Here is a 16,838-nt window from a genome sequence, read left to right on the forward strand (position 1 = left end):
CGGGAAACTCCTAAGCCCATCGAGCCGTCCAAATGGACGCCCATTTTGCCGTCTACTTCCAAAATCCAAAACCTCCCTCACGCCCATGCGCACAGAATGGCTGGATCAAGTCAGAAATGGCAGGAGGGGGCCGGCGTCGCGCTTACCGAGTGCCTTTCCTGTCAGACTTTTCGCGTTTGCTGCGTTGCAGGAAGGATCTTGGCTAGTTTGCGGAGGTTTTGGGCGGTGGCGGCGAGGAGGAATTCGTCATTTGCGCCGCACGGCGCACGTAATCGCAGTCGTCCCAGCCCGAGAATGCGTTTGAGGTGGGCGAAGAGCATTTCGACCTTCGTCCTGAGCTTCATTGCAATCTGGTATTCTGCGGTTTTGGCCAGATCCCTAGCGACCTGACGCGCATCTTCGTGCTCCTCGCGGGTGATCTTGCGCGCATCAGCGTTGGGGCAGTATTTTTGCTTGGACGGGCAGACTTGGCAGACTTCTTTCAAGGCGCGATAGCGTGCGGTCCCCTTGCCCGTCGGCCCCCGGTTTGGATCAGAGTAATTCCGGCGGAACTGCTTGAGCGTGCGGGCCACGCCTCACGCTCCAGCAAAGTAAGCATCGAGATATTTCCGGATCTCCAAGATTTTTTCCAATCCTCCTTTGATCGCCACATCAACCGGGCGTGCACCGAGAAACAGCGGCCCGGTGTTGGGCCGTGTCATCCAAGTGCGCGCGAGCGGCTTGGCGAAATAGAGTTCAAGTGCCTTGTAAATCCCAAGCGCGGCAGAAAGCCGGAGGAGTTGATCCTCGGTCAGAGATGGAGCATCGCCCGGCTCCTGCAGGCCGCTCCAAACTGGCTCAGGCATTCCGAAGAGGCCAGAGGCTTCGCTTTCCGAAAGGCCCCATGCGCGCGCAAGGCGCGAATGGGCCTTCAGGAACACTTCGATCTCCACCTGAGAAAAGCTGTTGCCTTTGATCTCCATCCGCTCTCTCCTCAAGCAGGCTTTCTCCACGTCGGCACGAAAGGGTTGACCCGAACCTCGGATCAAACGCGTTGCGCCAGAGTGTCGGCGACGCACCTGACAGCGTGCCTCTGAGCTCGGCAGCGCGGTGCCGCATAAGTATTGTCGTCAATGCAGCAGCGGCAGGGCTTCACGTGCAAGCACGCCCTCGATCAGCTTGAGCACCGCGCGCAGGTCCCACCCGCGCCCGACGCCTCGCAGCATATCCACCAGCGCGTCGACCGTATCCGCCGGCAGGCCGCGCGCCACCCCTTCCCGGCGCGCGAAATACGCCAGATGCGCGCCAGAGAGCGGTGGGATGTCGACGACACGACAGCGGCTCAGGAGTGGCGCTGGCACGGTGCGACGATTGTTCGACGTCAGAACCCAAGTGATCCAGCGCATATCGAACCGCACCCGGAAGTAGGGGCAGTTCCAGGTCCGCGCGCTGAGGGGTTCGAGCAGCGGTAAGAGCGCATTGCTCAGCGCGAAGCTGAAGCCTCGATCTGAACGCACATCGCCGACCTTATCTACTTCATCGATCACGATGACCGGGTTACCGACACGCTCGCGCAGAATGAGCTCCACAGGACGGCCGGGTTGGGCCGTCGCCCAACCTCTTTGACTGCCCGCAACCGCGAAGCCCGCGGGTTCGTTCGCGGCGTCGATCAGTTCTGTCAATCGGCACGCAATCTTGACCCCCAATCGGCGCCCAAAATTGACCCCCTTTGGCACGACGAGAGCTGGCCCGATGCGGTGTAGCTATCACACCGCGCAGCCGTATCGGGCCAGCGGGTCTTCGGTCATTCGCGGGTCTTGAAGCGCCAGCTCTCATTGCCGGTTTCGACGATATCGCAATGGTGGGTAAGTCGGTCGAGAAGCGCGGTCGTCATCTTCGCATCGCCGAAGACCGAGGGCCACTCTCCGAAGTCGAGGTTGGTCGTCACGATAATCGAGGTGCGCTCGTAGAGGCGGCTTATGAGATGGAAGAGGAGCTGCCCGCCGGTCTGAGCGAATGGTAGGTAGCCCAACTCGTCGAGGATCAGGAAGTCGAGGCGGCAGAGCAGATCGGTAGTGCGCCCCTGGCGATCGGCGCGGGCCTCGGCATCGAGCTTGTTCACCAAGTCCACAACATTGAAGAAACCGGCCGCGCTTGCCACGTCTTATGCAGGCTCGTGCAATACTGACGGCGAGATGCGACTTTCCGGTCCCAGTGCCGCCGATCAGCCCGACGTTGCGCTGTTGATCGAGGAAGTCACCTGTTGCGAGGTCGCGCACCAGCGTCTCGTTCACCGGCGTGTCCTCAAAGGTGAACTCGTCGATTTCCTTTGCCAAAGGCAGTCGGGCGATGGTCAGCTGATACTTGATCGAGCGTGCCGTTCGGCGTGGCCTCGAACCAGTGGCGGCTCACGCCTCACCTCGCTGATTTCGGCGTTCAACAGATCACCGACGATCTGCTGTGGCCCGTGCTGCCGCTTCACGGCCGTGGTGATGATCTCATCGTAAGCGGCCTTCATTCCATAGAGCTTCAGCTGGCCCATCGCGTCCAGCACCTGTGACCTTTCCATGGTTTGGTCTCCTCAGACTGTCATAGCGCTTGCAGTCGGCCACTGGTTCGCAGGTCAGACGCAGCGCATCCGGTGTGGTGATTGTCAGTGGCGGTGGTGGTTCACGATGCCGGGCCAGGATGTTCAGCACGACGGCCGCTGCCGGAGCCCCTTCCATCAGCGCCTCCGAACAGGCAGCTTCCACCGCATCCAACCCATCGGTGGGGATCATGCTCAGGATCTGGACCATCTGGCGATCACCGTTCGGCACCTTCCCGAGCTTGCGCTGAACACGCTTTATCGCGGGCGGCAGCTCCCAGCCCTTGAAAGGCGCGCCGTTGCGCAAGGCGCCCGGTTTGCGCGCAAGAACAGGGATGTAGTGCAGAGGGTTGTAGACGTCCTTGTTGCGTCCGAAGGCGCGCTCGTGCTGGCCAACGACCTTGCCGTCTTGCCAGAACTCGATGCGCTCGGCATAGGCGCGGATCTCGACCGGTCGTCCGACGGCGCGTGCATCGACTGAGTATCGATTATTGTCGAACCGCACGAGGCAGGTCTTGGACACCGAGGCAGGCACGGCGTGAAAGCCGTCGAACGGGCCGACATAGGGCACGAGGCTCTCGCGCTCGGCTTGGAATACGTCCCAGTTCGTCTGGTCCCTGAGCTCTTGATGGAGATTGGCCTTTGCCCAGGCCACGCAGCGATCTTCAAGCAAGGCATTGAGCTCGGCGTAGCTTTTGAACTTGGGCCGTGGGACGAAGAACCGCCGCCGCACGACCCCGACCTGGTTCTCGACCTGTCCTTTCTCCCAGCCCGAGGCCGGGGTGCAGGCAACTGGATCGACCAGGTAATGCCCGCACATCTGTTGAAAGCGTCGATTGTAGGCGCGATCGCGGCCGACGAAGATCGTGTCCACCGCCGTCTTCGCGTCCATTGTCCTCGGACCAATGGCGGACAATTCCCGCTGTCGTAGATCCCGCGCGTGCAGGTCCCGCCGAAGAAGGCGAAAGCCTTGTCGTGGGCGTCGAAGACCATCTCCTGCGTCTCGCGAGGATAGGCTCGGACGAATAGCATCCGGCTGTGACACAGGCGAACGTGGGCAACCTTCACCGTGGTCGTCACCCCGTCGATCAACACAATCTCATGGCTCCAGTCAAACTGATAGGCCTCGCCCGGGTCGAAGGTCAGCGGGACATACGCGGCAGCCGACGACCCCCGTTCCTCCCTGTTCCAGGAAGCGGCGTAGCGTCGGACGGCATCATAGCCGCCCTCGTAGCCGCGGGCGCGTAGTTCCTCGAAGATCCGGATGAGGGTGAGCCGTTCACGCTTCGGCTTTCGAGCGTTAGCCGCCAGCATGTCATTGAGCTTACCCGTCCAGGGGCCGATCTTCGGTAGCGGCTGGATCGTGCGCTCGTAGGTCAGTTCGGTTGCCCCTGACCGGATTACCTTGCGCACCGTATTCCGCGAGACCCGCAGCTCTCGGCAAATCTGTTTGATCGACTTCTTGTCCTGAAAATACGCCCGCCGGATCTTCGCAATCGTCTCCACAACCAACATCCCACACTGTGCTCCCCGATGACCTCGGGAGCATCATCCACATCAGTGTAAAGGGGGTGCGCACACCGGGGTCATCCGGTCACGGATTCCGATAATATCCGGTCGGTCATTCCGATTTAATCCGGTCACGGGTTCCGGGGTATCCGATCATCCCGGTTTCGAGTTGTGAGACCGGCTGCTGGGCGATCGTGCAGCAGGGTAGCCTTGCCGTCATCGAGGACGAGCAAGGAGCCCCAGAATGAGACGATTGCCAATGCGCAAAATTTCAGAAGCCCTTCGCCTGAGGGCCACCGGATTGTCGACGCGGAAGATCGCGAGGAGCCTGAACGTCGGGCAGTCGACGATCAGCGAGTATCTCAAGCGGGCGGATCGGGCCGGACTGTGTTGGCCGCTCCCGGACGGGCTCGACGAAGCCGCGCTGGAACGACGGCTGTTTGCACCGCCGGGCGGCCAAACGCGCCGAGGATTAGCGCAGCCGGATTGGGCTGCGGTTCATCGGCAACTCCGCCGCAAGGGGGTCACGCTGTCGCTGATCTGGGAGGAGTATCGCGCCGCCCATCCGGACGATGGCTATGGATACAGTCGGTTCTGCGACCTCTACCGTCGCTGGGAAGGTCGCCTGTCGCCCACCATGCGCCAGCACCATGCGGCTGGCGAGCGCGTGTTCGTCGACTATTCCGGCGATACCATCGAGGTGATCGATGGCGAGACCGGCGCGATCCGCGTGGCGCAAATCTTCGTCGGGGTCCTGGGGGCCTCGAACTATACCTATGTCGAGGCGACCTGGACCCAGAGCCTGCCGGACTGGATCGGCGCGCATGTTCGCATGCTGGCCTTCTTCGGCGGTGTGCCCGAGCAGATCGTCTCGGATAATCTCAAGGCTGGTGTGATCAAGGCCTGCTTTCATGAGCCGCAGATCAACCGCACCTATGCCGAGATGGCCGCTCATTACGGCACGGCGATCCTGCCGGCGCGTCCCTACAAGCCTCGCGACAAAGCGAAGGCCGAGGTCGGCGTTCTTGTCGTCCAGCGCTGGATCATCGCGCGGCTGCGCAAACGGCGGTTCTTTTCTCTGGGCGAAGTGAACGCGGCGATCCGCGATCTGCTGCCGGGACTGAACGGCAAGGTGACCCGGCACCTGGGCGCCAGCCGCCGGGATCTGTTCGAACAGCTCGACCAGCCCGCGCTCCGGCCGTTGCCCGCGGCCCCCTACGAGTATGCCGACTGGGTCGAGCGGCGGGTCGGCCTCGATTACCATGTCGAGGTTCATAAGCACTACTACTCCGTGCCCCACCAACTCCTGAAGAAGACGCTCTGGGCTCGGATCACGGCCCGGACCGTCGAGATCTTCCATGAAGGACAGCGCGTGGCATCCCATGTCCGGACGTCCGGGAACCGCAAGCATACGACCGTGGCCGCGCACATGCCCGCCAGCCATCGCCGATATGCCGGGCTTACCCCCGCCGAACTGCGGCGCATGGCCGAGAAGATCGGTCCCAACACGGCGACCCTGGTGGATCTGATCCTGCGCGCCAAACCCCATCCCGAGCAAGGCTTCCGCGCCTGCATCGGGATCCTGCGCCTCGCCAAGCCCCATGGCCGGGACGCCCTTGAAGCCGCCTGCCTACGTGCTGGCGAGATTGGCGGCCTGTCTTACAGCTCGGTCAAATCAATCCTCCGGAACAACCTGCATCGCCGACGGCCAGAGACCCCCGCGGAGGGCCCGGCGATCACCCATCCCAATATCCGCGGCGCCAGCTATTTCCACTGAGAGGAGACATCCGAATGCTCGACCATCCCACCCTGAACCACCTGCGTGCCCTCAAGCTCGATGGCATGGCGGAGGCCTTCGCCGAGTTGCAGCGGCAAGACGATGCCACCGAGCTCAGCCATGCCGAATGGCTGGGCCTTCTGATCGACCGCGAGGCCGCGAACCGCAGCACGAAGCGCTACCAGAGCCGGATGCGCGCGGCCAAGTTGCGCCATGGTGGCGCCGCCATCGAGGACGTCAATTACCGCGCCCCGCGGCAACTCGACCGGGACCTGTTCCGCCAGCTCGCGCACGGCGACTGGATCGGAAAGCGGCAAAATCTGATCATCACCGGCCCCTGCGGTGTCGGAAAGACCTGGCTGGCCTGCGCGCTCGGACAGAAGGCCTGCCGCGACGGTCGCACCGTCCTCTATCACCGCTTGTCGCGCCTGTTCGCCGATCTCGAACTCGCCCATGGTGACGGGCGGTTTCCCCGCTTGTTCCGCCAGATCATTCGCACCGACCTGCTCATCCTGGACGACTGGGGGCCCGAACGGCTGACAACATCGCAGCGCCGGGACCTGATGGAAATCGTCGAGGACCGCTACCAGAACGGATCGATCATCATCACCAGCCAACTGCCCGTCGACGCCTGGCACGACGTCATCGGCGAGCCGACCTTCGCCGATGCAATCCTCGACCGCATCGTCCACAACGCTCACAGGCTGCCCTTGGACGGCCCCTCATTGCGAAAGAACGAAACATGACGCGCGACAGCGTCACCGCCACGCGCGACGCCGCGCCAGCGTCGTGGGGCGCGCACGGCGCCGCGCGCGGCTCCCCTATCGCGAGCCTCGAAAAGCTTGACCGCATCAAACAGAGGCGACATCAAGAAAGCACGCTCAGTGGCGACGTCTCGCGGTGACCGGATATCCGGAACACCTGACCGGATGTTGTCGGAATGACCGACCGGATGCGTCGGTGTGCGCAAAAGGGGGGGCATTTTTGGATGCCTATTACCCCGCTACGGGGTCAAAATTGCATGCCTGTTCACAATCATAAGGTCTGGAAACACGTTCGCACCTCAAACCCTATCGAAAGCACCTTCGCCACCGTCCGGCACCGCACCGGCAAGACCAAGGGATGCCTGAGCCGGAAAACTGGGCTTGCCATGGCCTTCAGGCTGATGATGTCGGCGCAGGCGAAATGGCGAAAGCTGGACGGGGCCAATCGACTGCCCGAGATCGTCCAGGGCATTGCCTTCAAGGACGGGATCAAGCAACTTCAAGACGCCGCCTGATCAGGCCGTCACCAACTTTCGGGCATAGCTCATGTAGTTCAATGGCAGAAGCTCTTCGACCCTGTACATATTCCCAGCCACGATGGCGCTTAGGATAGCGGGCAGCCATCAAGAAGGGTCGACTGTGTTGAGCTTGCAGGTTTTTGCCCTTAGCCCAGAAACTTACGCATCCAACCAAGAGTCTCGCCGGTCTCGCCCACAGGTTTGTATTCTGCCCCGAGGGCCGCGTGATACCCCAGCTTGGAAATCAGCTCGAAAACATGACGGTAATCGACCTCGCCATGATCGGGCGCGCCGCGGTCGGGAACAGAGGCAAATTGGATATGCCCAATGTCACCTTGCAATGCCATAAGCCGATGAGTCAGATCTCCCTCAGTTAACTGCACATGATAGCAATCGAACATTAATTTCAGGTTTCGCTCACCAACTTGCCGAATGATTTCGAGAGCCTGGTCAGTCGTCTTCAGGAAATAACCGGGCGCGTCATAACCGTTAAGCGGCTCTATCAAAATGGTGATATTGCTTGGCGCAGCGGCGGCGCAGGCGTAGCGGAGCGCCTCTACAAACGTTGCATGCGCGGTGGGACCACTTGAGAACCCAGCCATGACATGCACGTTGGAGGCTCCAATCTCGCGCGCGTAGGTGATGGCCTCGTCAATGCTAGCCTTTGCCTCATCTTCACGACCGGGAAGCGCACAAAGTCCGTTATCGCCCGCGGCAACATTTCCACGCGCGGTATTGATCCCGAGCATTTTCAATTCCGTCTCGTCAAGCGCGGACCGGACTTCTTCAGAAGCGACGTTGTAAGGCCAGTGACATTCGACCGCGTCGAAACCTGCGACACTCGCGGCGCGTATCGCGTCGGGCAAAGGTTTGTCCGCCCACAGAAATCCAAGATTGGCTGAGAATTTCATGCATCCCACTCAACATTGAAGGTTTTGACTAGCTTCTGAATCTGGCCCGCATCTAGACCGCGCGGCGCCAAGCCCCTCGTCATCAAACTCAGACGCGCGGTATCCTCTAGCTCCTCGATTGCATTGCAGGCAGCCTCGACATCCTTGCCCGCAACGACCGGCCCATGATTGGCCAGCATTACCGCCGATCGTTTGCCGGCAAGTCCCCGAACCGCCCTACCCATCGCGGCATCGCCCGGCATGAAGTAGGGCAACAACGTCACCTTTCCCAGTTTCATGATCGCGTAAGGGGTGAGCGGAGGCAGGAAATTATCGGGGTCCGCGCACGGGAGCATCGACAAAGCAACCGCATGGCACGAATGAAGGTGTACCACCGCACCCGCATTAGAGCGTGTTTCGTAAAAAGCACTATGCAACGGCATCTCTTTTGTGGGTGCGTCACCGTCAATCAACCTGCCCTGAGCGTCAAACAGGCTCAGCCGCACGGGGTCAAGGCGGCCAAAACTCGTGCCAGTAGGACTAACCAACAACCCACCATCGTCTGTACGCGCTGATATATTGCCCGTACTACCACCAGTCAGCCCACGATCGAACATTGATTTGGCAAGCAGACAAATTTTTTCGCGAAGCCGCGTTTGCGCGCTCATGCTGTTTCCAACCTCCTTTGGGCCTCCGAAAAAAATGCCTCGGTTCCAAAATTACCGGATTTCAGCGCGAGCGCTATCTGAAAGCCATCTGATTGACCGTATGTCCATGGCACTCCAGCAGAGATCTCAGCCCCGATATGAAGCCGATCGAGCCCAAGAGCATTGGTTACCGCTCCAGAAGTCTCGCCGCCCGCTACGATGATCCGCCGTGCGCCCGCATCACGCGCAGCGCACGCGCAGGCAGCAAGAGTTTCTTCAACAATGCGACCCGCTTTTGCGACACCCAGCCGGTCCTGAACCGCCTTAACTTTTGCCGGCTCGGAAGTGGCATAGATCAACGGTGCCGCGGCAAGATCCTGTGCCATCAACCAGTTCAGGACCGGTTCGGCCCCAGTGGCAGCCAGTTCCAGCGGATCAAGGCAGAAGCCAGCTGCCCCTGTCGCCAAGTAGTGTAGCACCTGCTTTTGTGTCATTGCCGAGCAACTACCTGACAACACCACTGTTTCGGGCGGGACCAAAAGAGGCCCGATTCTGACCGCCTCACGCGGCAAAATCTGATCTGCCATTAGCAACTTCGGTAGCGGCATCGCCACCGAGCTTGCCCCCGTAAGAAGGGGCATTTCCCGACAGGCCGTCGCGATCGCTTCCAGATCAGATTCGGCTACGGCATCAATCACTATATGTGTCGTGCCCGAGGCCTTGAACGCCGCTAATTCGGAACGTATCACCTCTGCTCCCCGCGCCACGCTCAATCGGTCCACCAGACCGACCGGCTGCGTTACCTGGGGGCCAAGTAAACGGAGAAGATTGCTGTCGCGCATCGGAGTCAGCGGATGGTCCTTCATCGGGCTTTCCGCTAAAGGCTGCTGCCCCACGAATAGATTGCCCATAAAGATCGTACGGCCGTTTTCTGGAAAGGCAGGACAGTAAATCGTTTGATCGGTATTCAGATCGCGCATTAACGCTTCAGCCACCGGGCCTATGTTTCCGGCTTCTGTGCTGTCGAATGTCGAGCAGTATTTCCAGAAAAAACGTTGCGCACCTGCCTCTTGGAGCCAATGCAATGCAGCACGAGCTTGCGCCACCGCATCCTCGACTGGCGCGGTTCGCGTTTTGAGCGCCACCACTTCGACCATATCCGTTGCCGCGGGCGGCTCTTTGGGCACTCCAATACGCAGCGAAACCGGCACACCACTGCGCGCGAGCAGCGCGGCGAGATCCGTCGCTCCGGTGAAGTCATCCGCGATACAGCCTAGAACCGTCATAATCTATTGCCCTTTCAAAACTGCCATGCACAGCTGACGTGCTCGCGCGAAACGTTCGCGCTCATAGGATATTTGCCCCGTCTTCGTCATCAGGCTGAGTCATAGCCCGGCTGCATCTATCGGGGTCTTCCAGTAGCGCGAAATGACCAAGACCGTGCAATGCGATGACGCGACTTTTCGGCGCAGCTCGCGCTGCTTTCTGCGCGAGATCGAGCGGCGTCATCGTATCACACGTCCCGGTTAAAAACGTTACCGGTACCAGTGTGCGCGAAAGGCTGCCCAAGGCCCCCGGACGGCTCGACGCCAATTCAGTCTGCGCTGCTATATCGCCCGCAGTCTGGTCGGCCATTGACAAAAGCGTAGTTCGGGCTTGAACAGAGTTCTTGCCCGCAAACTCTGAGAGACGTGGTGCCAATGCAGCAGCACCGCCCATTGCAACCACTTCACGTGCGAGGGCCAACCGTTCAGGTCGTTTCTCGGGCGGATCAGCATGAGGGTTGAGCGCGAATAAGATTACTTCGCTTACTGGGAGCCTATCAGCCAAATGCGCCGCAACAATCGCCCCGAGTGAAAATCCGCAAAGGATCGCGCCAGGCACACAGGCCGCTTTTAGGTCTGGCAGGTAGTCATCAATGCCGGCATGCCGCAAAGCGACGGTATGTCGGAGGGTATCGGGGACACCAAGGGCGTGTAGGAACGGCGCGAAGACCTCCCCAGAGCAAAGCGTGCCCGGCAGGAGTACCCAACGCCGCTCGGATGCCAGCTCAGTAGCCATGGTTTACCTTGCTGACAGCAGAGGTATCGTCCCCGATGGTGGCTACTGCATTTTTCATGCTCCGAACGAGATGACTAAAATCATTTCCGGGCGTCACCAGCGCACATCCTTGTTCGCGTCGCCTACAGGCCTCTTGCGCATCGGCGCAAAATATCCCGACAGGAATACCCTTGCGCGTCGCACTTTTCACCACCCGTTCAATGGCAAGTTCAGAGTTGGGGCGCGGGAAGCCGACATGGCCATCCATAGAGTAGGCCAGATCGTTCGGGCCGAGATAAATCATATCGATCCCGTCAACCTCGAGTATTTGATCGATCCGTTCGACCGCTTCTGCAGTCTCGATCATCGGGATCGCCATCACGGTATTATCGGCGTGAGAAACGTAATCCTGTCCTCCATACAGCAATCCTCGTGAGGGCCCAAAACTCCGCGTTCCAACCGGGGGGTAACGACACGCCGCGACCAGGGCTGCAGCTTCCTCCGGCGTTGAAATCATCGGGCAGATCACACCGTAGCTACCGGCATCGAGAAGGTGCATGATCGTGGCCGGATTCAGGTCCGGCACGCGCACCAAAGGAATCGCAGGGGTTGCCGAGATTGCCTGCAACATGTGCAAGGCTTCTGAGAAGCTCAGCATCCCGTGCTGCAGGTCAACCGTGACTGAGTCCACCCCAGAATACCCGATCCCTTCTGCTGAATAGCTAGAAGCGATCGAAAGCCATGCGTTGATCACAGCCTCTCCCGCGGCGATTTTAGATTTTACTGTATTTTCTCGCATCAACTTGCTCGCTTGTAGCTCGGCAGCAAAGCTGCCTTTGCGACGTAACCACCGGCATCAAGCGCAAAACCCATAGCGCGCGCAGCATCAATCACGTCTGGCTCGAATTCGGGACGCTTGCGATGGTCCCCCGAGATCACAATCAGCGCTTCGGCGGGGGCGTCGCCAAGCGCCTCAATAGCACGAACAGTGCCCGCTGGAATCGAGTAGGTATCACGCTCAGCCAGATCGACGGCAACGTCCCCTCCCTCGTTAAAAGTTAAGCGAATCTTCCCGGAACGAACGATCAGCACCATCTTGTCACTCAGGGTGAAACGACTGACATGCGTGCGCACTCCAAGACGCAGCCATTCGATGGAGAACCCATGCGGGTTAGCAATCGGTGACATATGCTCGCGGTTTTGGGTCAGGCCGAAACCAATGACCGGAGCAATTTCAGCACCACAACCTGGCAGCCTGGCGTCGATAAAGGCGGGGCGAAAATCTCGATCAGCATGCGTGACTACGCGCTTGCGCATCTCCTCGGGGGAGACCTCGCGCAGCTGGTCGACATCGGCGGCTGGCATTGGCGCAATACGACCGCTCTCATCGGGCATGGTATCGCCTCGCGTGGTATCTATAAGCGTGTTATCGCTTGAGATGTAGAGCCCGTAATCTGCAGCTTCATTGATGATCTCGGGGTGGAAAATAACGCCGCCAGTATTATCTCCGCCAAGCGCCGTGAAAAGCCAGCCGTCATCGGGGCCGGTATTGGTAAATCCACGGAAGATCCATGTCGGAACTGACACAATATCGCCTTCACGTCCGACAATTTCATTTTCGCCGTTCGAACCCCAACGGAAGGTCCACTCACCTTTCTGAACGATGAAGACTTCGGCGGTGAAATGGATATGCAGATTGTTGGTGATACCGTTGGGCATAGCGGCTGCGCCGATATTGAAGCCGTGCGGCTCGGGAAGGTTTACCACCTGTTCATCGGAAGAGGTCACGCCAGGACCGATGATAGAGTAGTTTTCCTTTAGGTGAGATCCGGGCTTCTTGCAGTCGATAAAAGCCACGGTGCAAGAAACATAATCAGAATTCTTGATTATGCGCGCATCTGCGTCTTTCTGGGTCAGATTCGTCATCGTTCTCTTCCTTGGTATAGAATTGTCCAGCGCTCAGCTTCAGACTCGCTCGCCGCTGTCCTTGTCGAAAAGATGGAGCCGCGCACCCGCCTTCGGGACCAGCGCGCAACGCGTACCGATCGGTGCGTCAAAATCGGCCCCGCCGCGGGCACAAACGACTGTCGTGCCCTCGCGCAGCGTTACCAATGTTGACTCTCCTGTCAGCTCCAACGCGTATAGGAGGCCCGAAAACAGCCCCTCCCCGTCCGCTGGAACAAGATCCAATTCTTCGGGTCGGATTCCCAAGACCACATTGCCACGATCAGCCGCTGAAACAGGCAGGTTAACGCCCGGAGCCGTGAAAGTGCCCTGCGAGATGACGCCGTCGATAAGGTTCATCGGCGGCGAACCGATGAAGCTGGCGACAAACAGATTGGCAGGTTCGGAGTAGATCATCTTGGGCGTGTCGAGCTGCACGATCCGGCCCTTGCGCATAACTGCAACCCGACTTGCCAGCGTCATCGCCTCCATCTGGTCATGCGTAACGTAGACTGTGGTGACGCCCAACTCGTGATGGAGATGTTTCAATTCGGCGCGCATCGTCACGCGCAGTTTGGCATCGAGGTTCGAAAGCGGCTCATCCATCAGAAACAATTTAGGCGTTCGAACAATAGCGCGCGCCAAGGCAACTCGCTGACGCTGCCCTCCTGAAAGTTCCGAGGGACGCCGCTTGAGCAGTTTACCCAGCTCCACCTTTTCGGCAGTTTCCGCGACACGAGCCTCTCGAGCTTGCCGGTTGAAACCACGTAGTTTTAATGGATAGCCAATATTCTCGGCCACCGTCATGTGCGGATAAAGCCCATAATTTTGGAATACCATCGCAATGTCGCGATCTTTCGGCGGCTTGTCATTGACGCGCTCTCCGCCGATCATGAGATCGCCTGCTGTGATTTCTTCAAGACCTGCGATCATACGCATCGTAGTGGTCTTACCGCAGCCCGAGGGACCGAGGAGCACTAGGAACTCCCCCTCCTCGATTGTCAGGCTTTGTTTTGGAACAGCAAGAAAGCTGCCATACCTTTTCTCAACATCGACAAGCTTTACTTCGGCCATCTGTGGCCCCCTTTTTATTTGACTGCGCCTGCGGTCATCCCGCGCGTGAAGTGTTTCTGGATAAGAAGAGCCATGATAAAAATCGGCACCGTGATCATGACGCCTGCAGCGCTCATCAAATTCCAAAGATCACCCTGCTCCGTACGAAAACTGACAAGCCCTACTGGCAACGTCACAGCATTGCGACGTGTCAGGATCAGAGCGAAAAGGAATTCGTTCCAGGTTAGAATGAAGCAGAAAATCGTCGCGGTCAGTACGCCCGGTGCCGCCATTGGCAACACGATGTCGCGTATCACACGAAACCGCGAGGCTCCGTCAATCAGTGCGGCCTCCTCGCTATCTGTAGGGATCGCGTCGATGAACCCCTTGAGCATCCAGATGACGAAGGGCGTAACAATCGCGAGGTTGACAACGATCAGAGCAATGCGGGTGTCCAGAAGCCCGAGCGTGCGAAACATCAAAAAGAAGGGCAGAATGATAACGACGGCCGGAATGAATTGGGTCGACAGGATCAGAAAGAAGAGAAACTTGCGACCCCGCACCCTGAAGCGGGAAAACGAATATGCTGCAAGCGCCGCGCAGGGTACAGCGATCAAGACAGTCGTTGCCGCGACCGTCACCGAGTTGACCACCATTTCTCCGAGGTTCCAGGGATCCGAGAACACCGTGACGAAATTCGACAGCGTCGGCTTGAAGTGGAGAGAGATCGAATAGGCGTCCCTCGGCCGTTTAAACGCGGTCAGGAACATCCAAAGGATTGGAAACAGCACAATACACGAGACCAAAAGGAGCAGCGCGCGCTCGCCCCACCAAAGAAATATACGCTTCATGCTGTGGCTACCTTTCTTTCGCTAAGCAGCATCCGGACGTACCAGATCGAGATCAGCATCATGATTCCGGTAAGTATCCAGGCCAGCGCCGAAGCGTAGCCCATGTCGTACCATTTGAAGCCGACGTTGAAGATGAAATAGGCGAGCGTTTCCGTTGAGTTGCCTGGCCCTCCGCCGGTGAGTGTGACCACCTGATCGAACATCTTGAGCGCAAAGATCGTCTTGAGAACCGCTACAACCATCAGCACGCCCTTCATCTGCGGCAACACAATGCCAAAGAAGATTCGAAATCCCGATGCACCGTCGATGCGAGCGGCCTCTTCAGTCTCTCGCGGCACCGAGGCAAGCCCGCCCAGACACATAAACGTCATATAGGGGGACCAGTGCCAAACATCCGTCAGTACTAGAATAGCCATAGAGAGGTCGGGGCTCGCCAGCCACGGAACGCCCTGAAGAGCAGGAAAAATTGCGCCCAGCCCTTTCGCAATCACGCCAAATTCCGGATTAAACATGAAGCGGTAGCTAACCCCGATCAGAGCTGGGCTCATTGCGAAAGGTAAGATCAAGATGATGCGCGTAAAGGTATGCATGCGCCCCGTGCGCCGCAGTAGGAGCGCCAGCGACATCGCGATGAAAAGGGTTAGCACAACACTTGTCACAACGAAGATCGTCGTCACCCAAAGCGAATTTAGAAAGCCCGGCTCAGTAAACGCATAGGTGAAATTGTCGAGACCAACAAACGTTCCGGGACGGTTTTGCTTTGTAAGATCCCATTCCCGAAACGCGATCACGAACGAATAGGCGAGCGGGTAAAGCGTGGTCGCCAGAACGATCAAGAACGCAGGCACCAGGAGCAAATAGGATAGTGGTCGATCCCGCATGGGGGGCCTCTCTCAATGTCAGGGGAAAGGCGAGCCCTAGAAGAGGGCTCACCATGAGATTGCAGGCGCTCAGCGGATCCGCTTAATCTCGTCTGCTGCGTGGTCGAGCGCGGCCGAGGTATCGGTTTCTGCGCCGCTTGCCAGGCTAGAGATCGTCGTTTCCAAGATCTCGGATATCCGCGGCCAATTCTCACCGAAGTCCATACCTTCTGCCGTCTCCAGCGTTTTTGCTGCCGCGGCATGCATGCCACCCCAACGCTTGTTCACTTCCGGGTCGCGCATGTTGGAGAAGTGGACTGCAACAACTTCGCTCAGAGACGGATCGAGCAAAATGTCACGCTCTAGTGCCGGATCGGTCAACCATCCAAGATACTCGGCCGCTGCGTCTTTGTTGCGAGACCCCTTTGTGATCGAGAATATCCAAGTGTTTGTGAAAGTTGTTCGGGGTGCATCTCCAACGGAGGGCATCGGGGCAAAGCCCAGTTGATCGTCGGCAACCTTGGACTGCTCGGGGTCAGTCAATTGCGAACGCACCCACCACCAAGTCGTCAGCATCGCTGAATTGCTTTGTTTGAAGCTGTTAACAGCGTCCTGCTCCACAAAGGTGGCCGAACCCGATGGAGCGATTTTGTCCTTCGTCAAGAAGCCAACGTATTGCTCCGTGGCCGCGACACCCGCATCGGAATTGAAACTTGGCGCACCGCTTGCATCAAACAGCTTCCCACCGTGCCCCCACAGAAGATTGATCCAGACCATGAGGTTCTGTCCGTTCAGCTTCCCGTATGGCAGCGCAATACCACTAACACCCGAGGTGTCCTGAATCGCCTTGGAGGCGCTGACCACGTCATCCCAAGTTTGCGGCACACCAACACCAGCCTTCTCGAGCAGATCCTTGCGATAAAATAGTAGCTGCACGTGGCCGCGCACCGGCAACCCAACAAGCTTATTGTCCAAATAGCCATGACGCAGGAAAGCCTTGGGATAATTTGACAAATCGACGCCCTGTTTGGCGATCTCGTCGCCTATCGGCTGAACCAAGTTCTTCAGCGACGGCACCCATTGATCCATGATTGAGACAACATCATAATTCCCTCCTGCAATCATCTCTGTTGTCAGAGCCTCTTTCATGCTGGGGAACGGAACATAGTCGACGACCACGTTAATGCCGGTTGCCTTCTCGAAAGTAGGCAGGCGGGCCTCCTGAGCCTCGAACTGGCTCGATTTCACCGCTAGAACGTGAACGGTTTCCCCCGCATAGGGCTTGCCCTCTGTAGCCTGCCACGCGCTCGCAGATGTTGCACAAAGCGTCGCCGCGATGGCAGCTACGTATTTAAGCTGCTTCATTTGATCCTCCCAAACCGAAACTGCAAGAACGCTACAAGCGAGGCGACCTTTCGT

At 58.7% G+C, this 16,838-nt stretch carries 15 protein-coding genes and 4 pseudogenes; 4 read left to right on the forward strand and 15 right to left on the reverse strand.

Features of this window, described 5'->3' with window-relative positions; genetic code table 11:
• Positions 1–161: 161 nt before the first annotated feature.
• The 5 genes and pseudogenes from F8R15_RS20100 to istA (F8R15_RS20120) form a co-directional block, all read right to left on the reverse strand.
• A pseudogene (locus F8R15_RS20100) lies at positions 162–560 on the reverse strand (transposase); the annotation flags it as partial.
• A 15-nt stretch (positions 561–575) separates the two neighbouring features.
• The gene (locus F8R15_RS20105; protein ID WP_152845790.1) at positions 576–962 is read right to left on the reverse strand and encodes a DUF2384 domain-containing protein; all 387 of its coding nucleotides are present in this window, start codon (positions 960–962) and stop codon (positions 576–578) included.
• Positions 963–1,109: 147 nt separating this feature from the next.
• The gene (locus F8R15_RS20110) at positions 1,110–1,661 is read right to left on the reverse strand and encodes an AAA family ATPase (protein ID WP_172976277.1); all 552 of its coding nucleotides are present in this window, start codon (positions 1,659–1,661) and stop codon (positions 1,110–1,112) included.
• A gap of 122 nt (positions 1,662–1,783) precedes the next feature.
• Positions 1,784–2,548: pseudogene (istB, locus tag F8R15_RS20115) on the reverse strand (IS21-like element helper ATPase IstB).
• Positions 2,478–4,081: pseudogene (gene istA / locus F8R15_RS20120) on the reverse strand (IS21 family transposase). The pseudogenes istB (F8R15_RS20115) and istA (F8R15_RS20120) overlap by 71 nt, the downstream one beginning before the upstream one ends.
• 238 nt (positions 4,082–4,319) lie before the next feature.
• On the opposite strand from istA (F8R15_RS20120), the gene istA (F8R15_RS20125) reads away from it, so the two are divergent.
• The 4 genes and pseudogenes from istA (F8R15_RS20125) to F8R15_RS20135 form a co-directional block, all read left to right on the forward strand.
• Positions 4,320–5,852 (forward strand): IS21 family transposase, encoded by a 1,533-nt coding sequence (gene istA, locus F8R15_RS20125; protein WP_152845792.1) that lies wholly within the window; start codon positions 4,320–4,322, stop codon positions 5,850–5,852.
• 14 nt (positions 5,853–5,866) lie between these two features.
• Positions 5,867–6,598: an IS21-like element helper ATPase IstB gene (istB, locus tag F8R15_RS20130; protein WP_152845793.1), complete on the forward strand. Its 732-nt coding sequence runs from the start codon at positions 5,867–5,869 to the stop codon at positions 6,596–6,598.
• The gene (locus tag F8R15_RS21565; protein ID WP_165757059.1) at positions 6,595–6,756 is read left to right on the forward strand and encodes a hypothetical protein; all 162 of its coding nucleotides are present in this window, start codon (positions 6,595–6,597) and stop codon (positions 6,754–6,756) included. The genes istB (F8R15_RS20130) and F8R15_RS21565 overlap by 4 nt, the downstream gene beginning before the upstream one ends.
• 141 nt (positions 6,757–6,897) lie before the next feature.
• Positions 6,898–7,131, forward strand: a pseudogene (locus F8R15_RS20135) (IS256 family transposase); the annotation flags it as partial.
• A 149-nt stretch (positions 7,132–7,280) separates the two neighbouring features.
• On the opposite strand, the gene F8R15_RS20140 reads toward F8R15_RS20135, so the two are convergent.
• The 10 genes from F8R15_RS20140 to F8R15_RS20185 all read right to left on the reverse strand — a co-directional run.
• Entirely contained in the window at positions 7,281–8,045 is a 765-nt protein-coding gene (locus tag F8R15_RS20140) for a hydroxypyruvate isomerase family protein (RefSeq protein WP_152845794.1), read from the reverse strand.
• Complete coding sequence (locus tag F8R15_RS20145) at positions 8,042–8,692, reverse strand: aldolase (protein ID WP_083080150.1); 651 nt, start codon at positions 8,690–8,692, stop codon at positions 8,042–8,044. Before F8R15_RS20145 ends, F8R15_RS20140 begins: the two co-directional genes overlap by 4 nt.
• Complete coding sequence (gene otnK / locus F8R15_RS20150) at positions 8,689–9,960, reverse strand: 3-oxo-tetronate kinase (protein WP_368731104.1); 1,272 nt, start codon at positions 9,958–9,960, stop codon at positions 8,689–8,691. The genes F8R15_RS20145 and otnK overlap by 4 nt, the downstream gene beginning before the upstream one ends.
• Positions 9,961–10,018: 58 nt before the next feature.
• Positions 10,019–10,732 (reverse strand): alpha/beta fold hydrolase, encoded by a 714-nt coding sequence (locus F8R15_RS20155; protein ID WP_152845796.1) that lies wholly within the window; start codon positions 10,730–10,732, stop codon positions 10,019–10,021.
• A complete protein-coding gene (locus F8R15_RS20160) occupies positions 10,722–11,465 on the reverse strand; it encodes an HpcH/HpaI aldolase/citrate lyase family protein (RefSeq protein WP_368731103.1) in 744 nt (247 codons plus the stop codon). Before F8R15_RS20160 ends, F8R15_RS20155 begins: the two co-directional genes overlap by 11 nt.
• A gap of 44 nt (positions 11,466–11,509) precedes the next feature.
• Positions 11,510–12,637 (reverse strand): hypothetical protein, encoded by a 1,128-nt coding sequence (locus F8R15_RS20165; RefSeq protein WP_083080162.1) that lies wholly within the window; start codon positions 12,635–12,637, stop codon positions 11,510–11,512.
• A 39-nt stretch (positions 12,638–12,676) separates the two neighbouring features.
• On the reverse strand, positions 12,677–13,729 hold the full coding sequence (locus tag F8R15_RS20170; RefSeq protein WP_152845798.1) for an ABC transporter ATP-binding protein: 1,053 nt from the start codon (positions 13,727–13,729) through the stop codon (positions 12,677–12,679).
• A gap of 14 nt (positions 13,730–13,743) precedes the next feature.
• Positions 13,744–14,559, reverse strand: coding sequence for a carbohydrate ABC transporter permease (locus F8R15_RS20175; protein WP_083080168.1), 816 nt, complete (start codon positions 14,557–14,559; stop codon positions 13,744–13,746).
• The gene (locus F8R15_RS20180) at positions 14,556–15,440 is read right to left on the reverse strand and encodes a carbohydrate ABC transporter permease (protein ID WP_083080170.1); all 885 of its coding nucleotides are present in this window, start codon (positions 15,438–15,440) and stop codon (positions 14,556–14,558) included. The genes F8R15_RS20175 and F8R15_RS20180 overlap by 4 nt, the downstream gene beginning before the upstream one ends.
• Before the next feature lie 69 nt (positions 15,441–15,509).
• The coding region (locus F8R15_RS20185) for an ABC transporter substrate-binding protein (protein WP_216644156.1) at positions 15,510–16,838 on the reverse strand (1,329 nt) is incomplete at its 5' end.

The sequence above is a fragment of the Thioclava sp. JE_KL1 genome, from assembly GCF_009296265.1.
Classification (GTDB): domain Bacteria; phylum Pseudomonadota; class Alphaproteobacteria; order Rhodobacterales; family Rhodobacteraceae; genus Thioclava.

Excerpts from the sequence above, each read along its gene's own strand:
- F8R15_RS20105 (WP_152845790.1), bottom strand. The coding sequence starts at position 962 with ATGGAGATCAAAGGCAACAGCTTTTCTCAGGTGGAGATCGAAGTGTTC.
- istA (WP_152845792.1), top strand. The coding sequence starts at position 4,320 with ATGAGACGATTGCCAATGCGCAAAATTTCAGAAGCCCTTCGCCTGAGG.
- istB (WP_152845793.1), top strand. The coding sequence starts at position 5,867 with ATGCTCGACCATCCCACCCTGAACCACCTGCGTGCCCTCAAGCTCGAT.
- F8R15_RS21565 (WP_165757059.1), top strand. The coding sequence starts at position 6,595 with ATGACGCGCGACAGCGTCACCGCCACGCGCGACGCCGCGCCAGCGTCG.
- F8R15_RS20140 (WP_152845794.1), bottom strand. The coding sequence starts at position 8,045 with ATGAAATTCTCAGCCAATCTTGGATTTCTGTGGGCGGACAAACCTTTG.
- F8R15_RS20145 (WP_083080150.1), bottom strand. The coding sequence starts at position 8,692 with ATGAGCGCGCAAACGCGGCTTCGCGAAAAAATTTGTCTGCTTGCCAAA.
- F8R15_RS20155 (WP_152845796.1), bottom strand. The coding sequence starts at position 10,732 with ATGGCTACTGAGCTGGCATCCGAGCGGCGTTGGGTACTCCTGCCGGGC.
- F8R15_RS20165 (WP_083080162.1), bottom strand. The coding sequence starts at position 12,637 with ATGACGAATCTGACCCAGAAAGACGCAGATGCGCGCATAATCAAGAAT.
- F8R15_RS20170 (WP_152845798.1), bottom strand. The coding sequence starts at position 13,729 with ATGGCCGAAGTAAAGCTTGTCGATGTTGAGAAAAGGTATGGCAGCTTT.
- F8R15_RS20175 (WP_083080168.1), bottom strand. The coding sequence starts at position 14,559 with ATGAAGCGTATATTTCTTTGGTGGGGCGAGCGCGCGCTGCTCCTTTTG.
- F8R15_RS20180 (WP_083080170.1), bottom strand. The coding sequence starts at position 15,440 with ATGCGGGATCGACCACTATCCTATTTGCTCCTGGTGCCTGCGTTCTTG.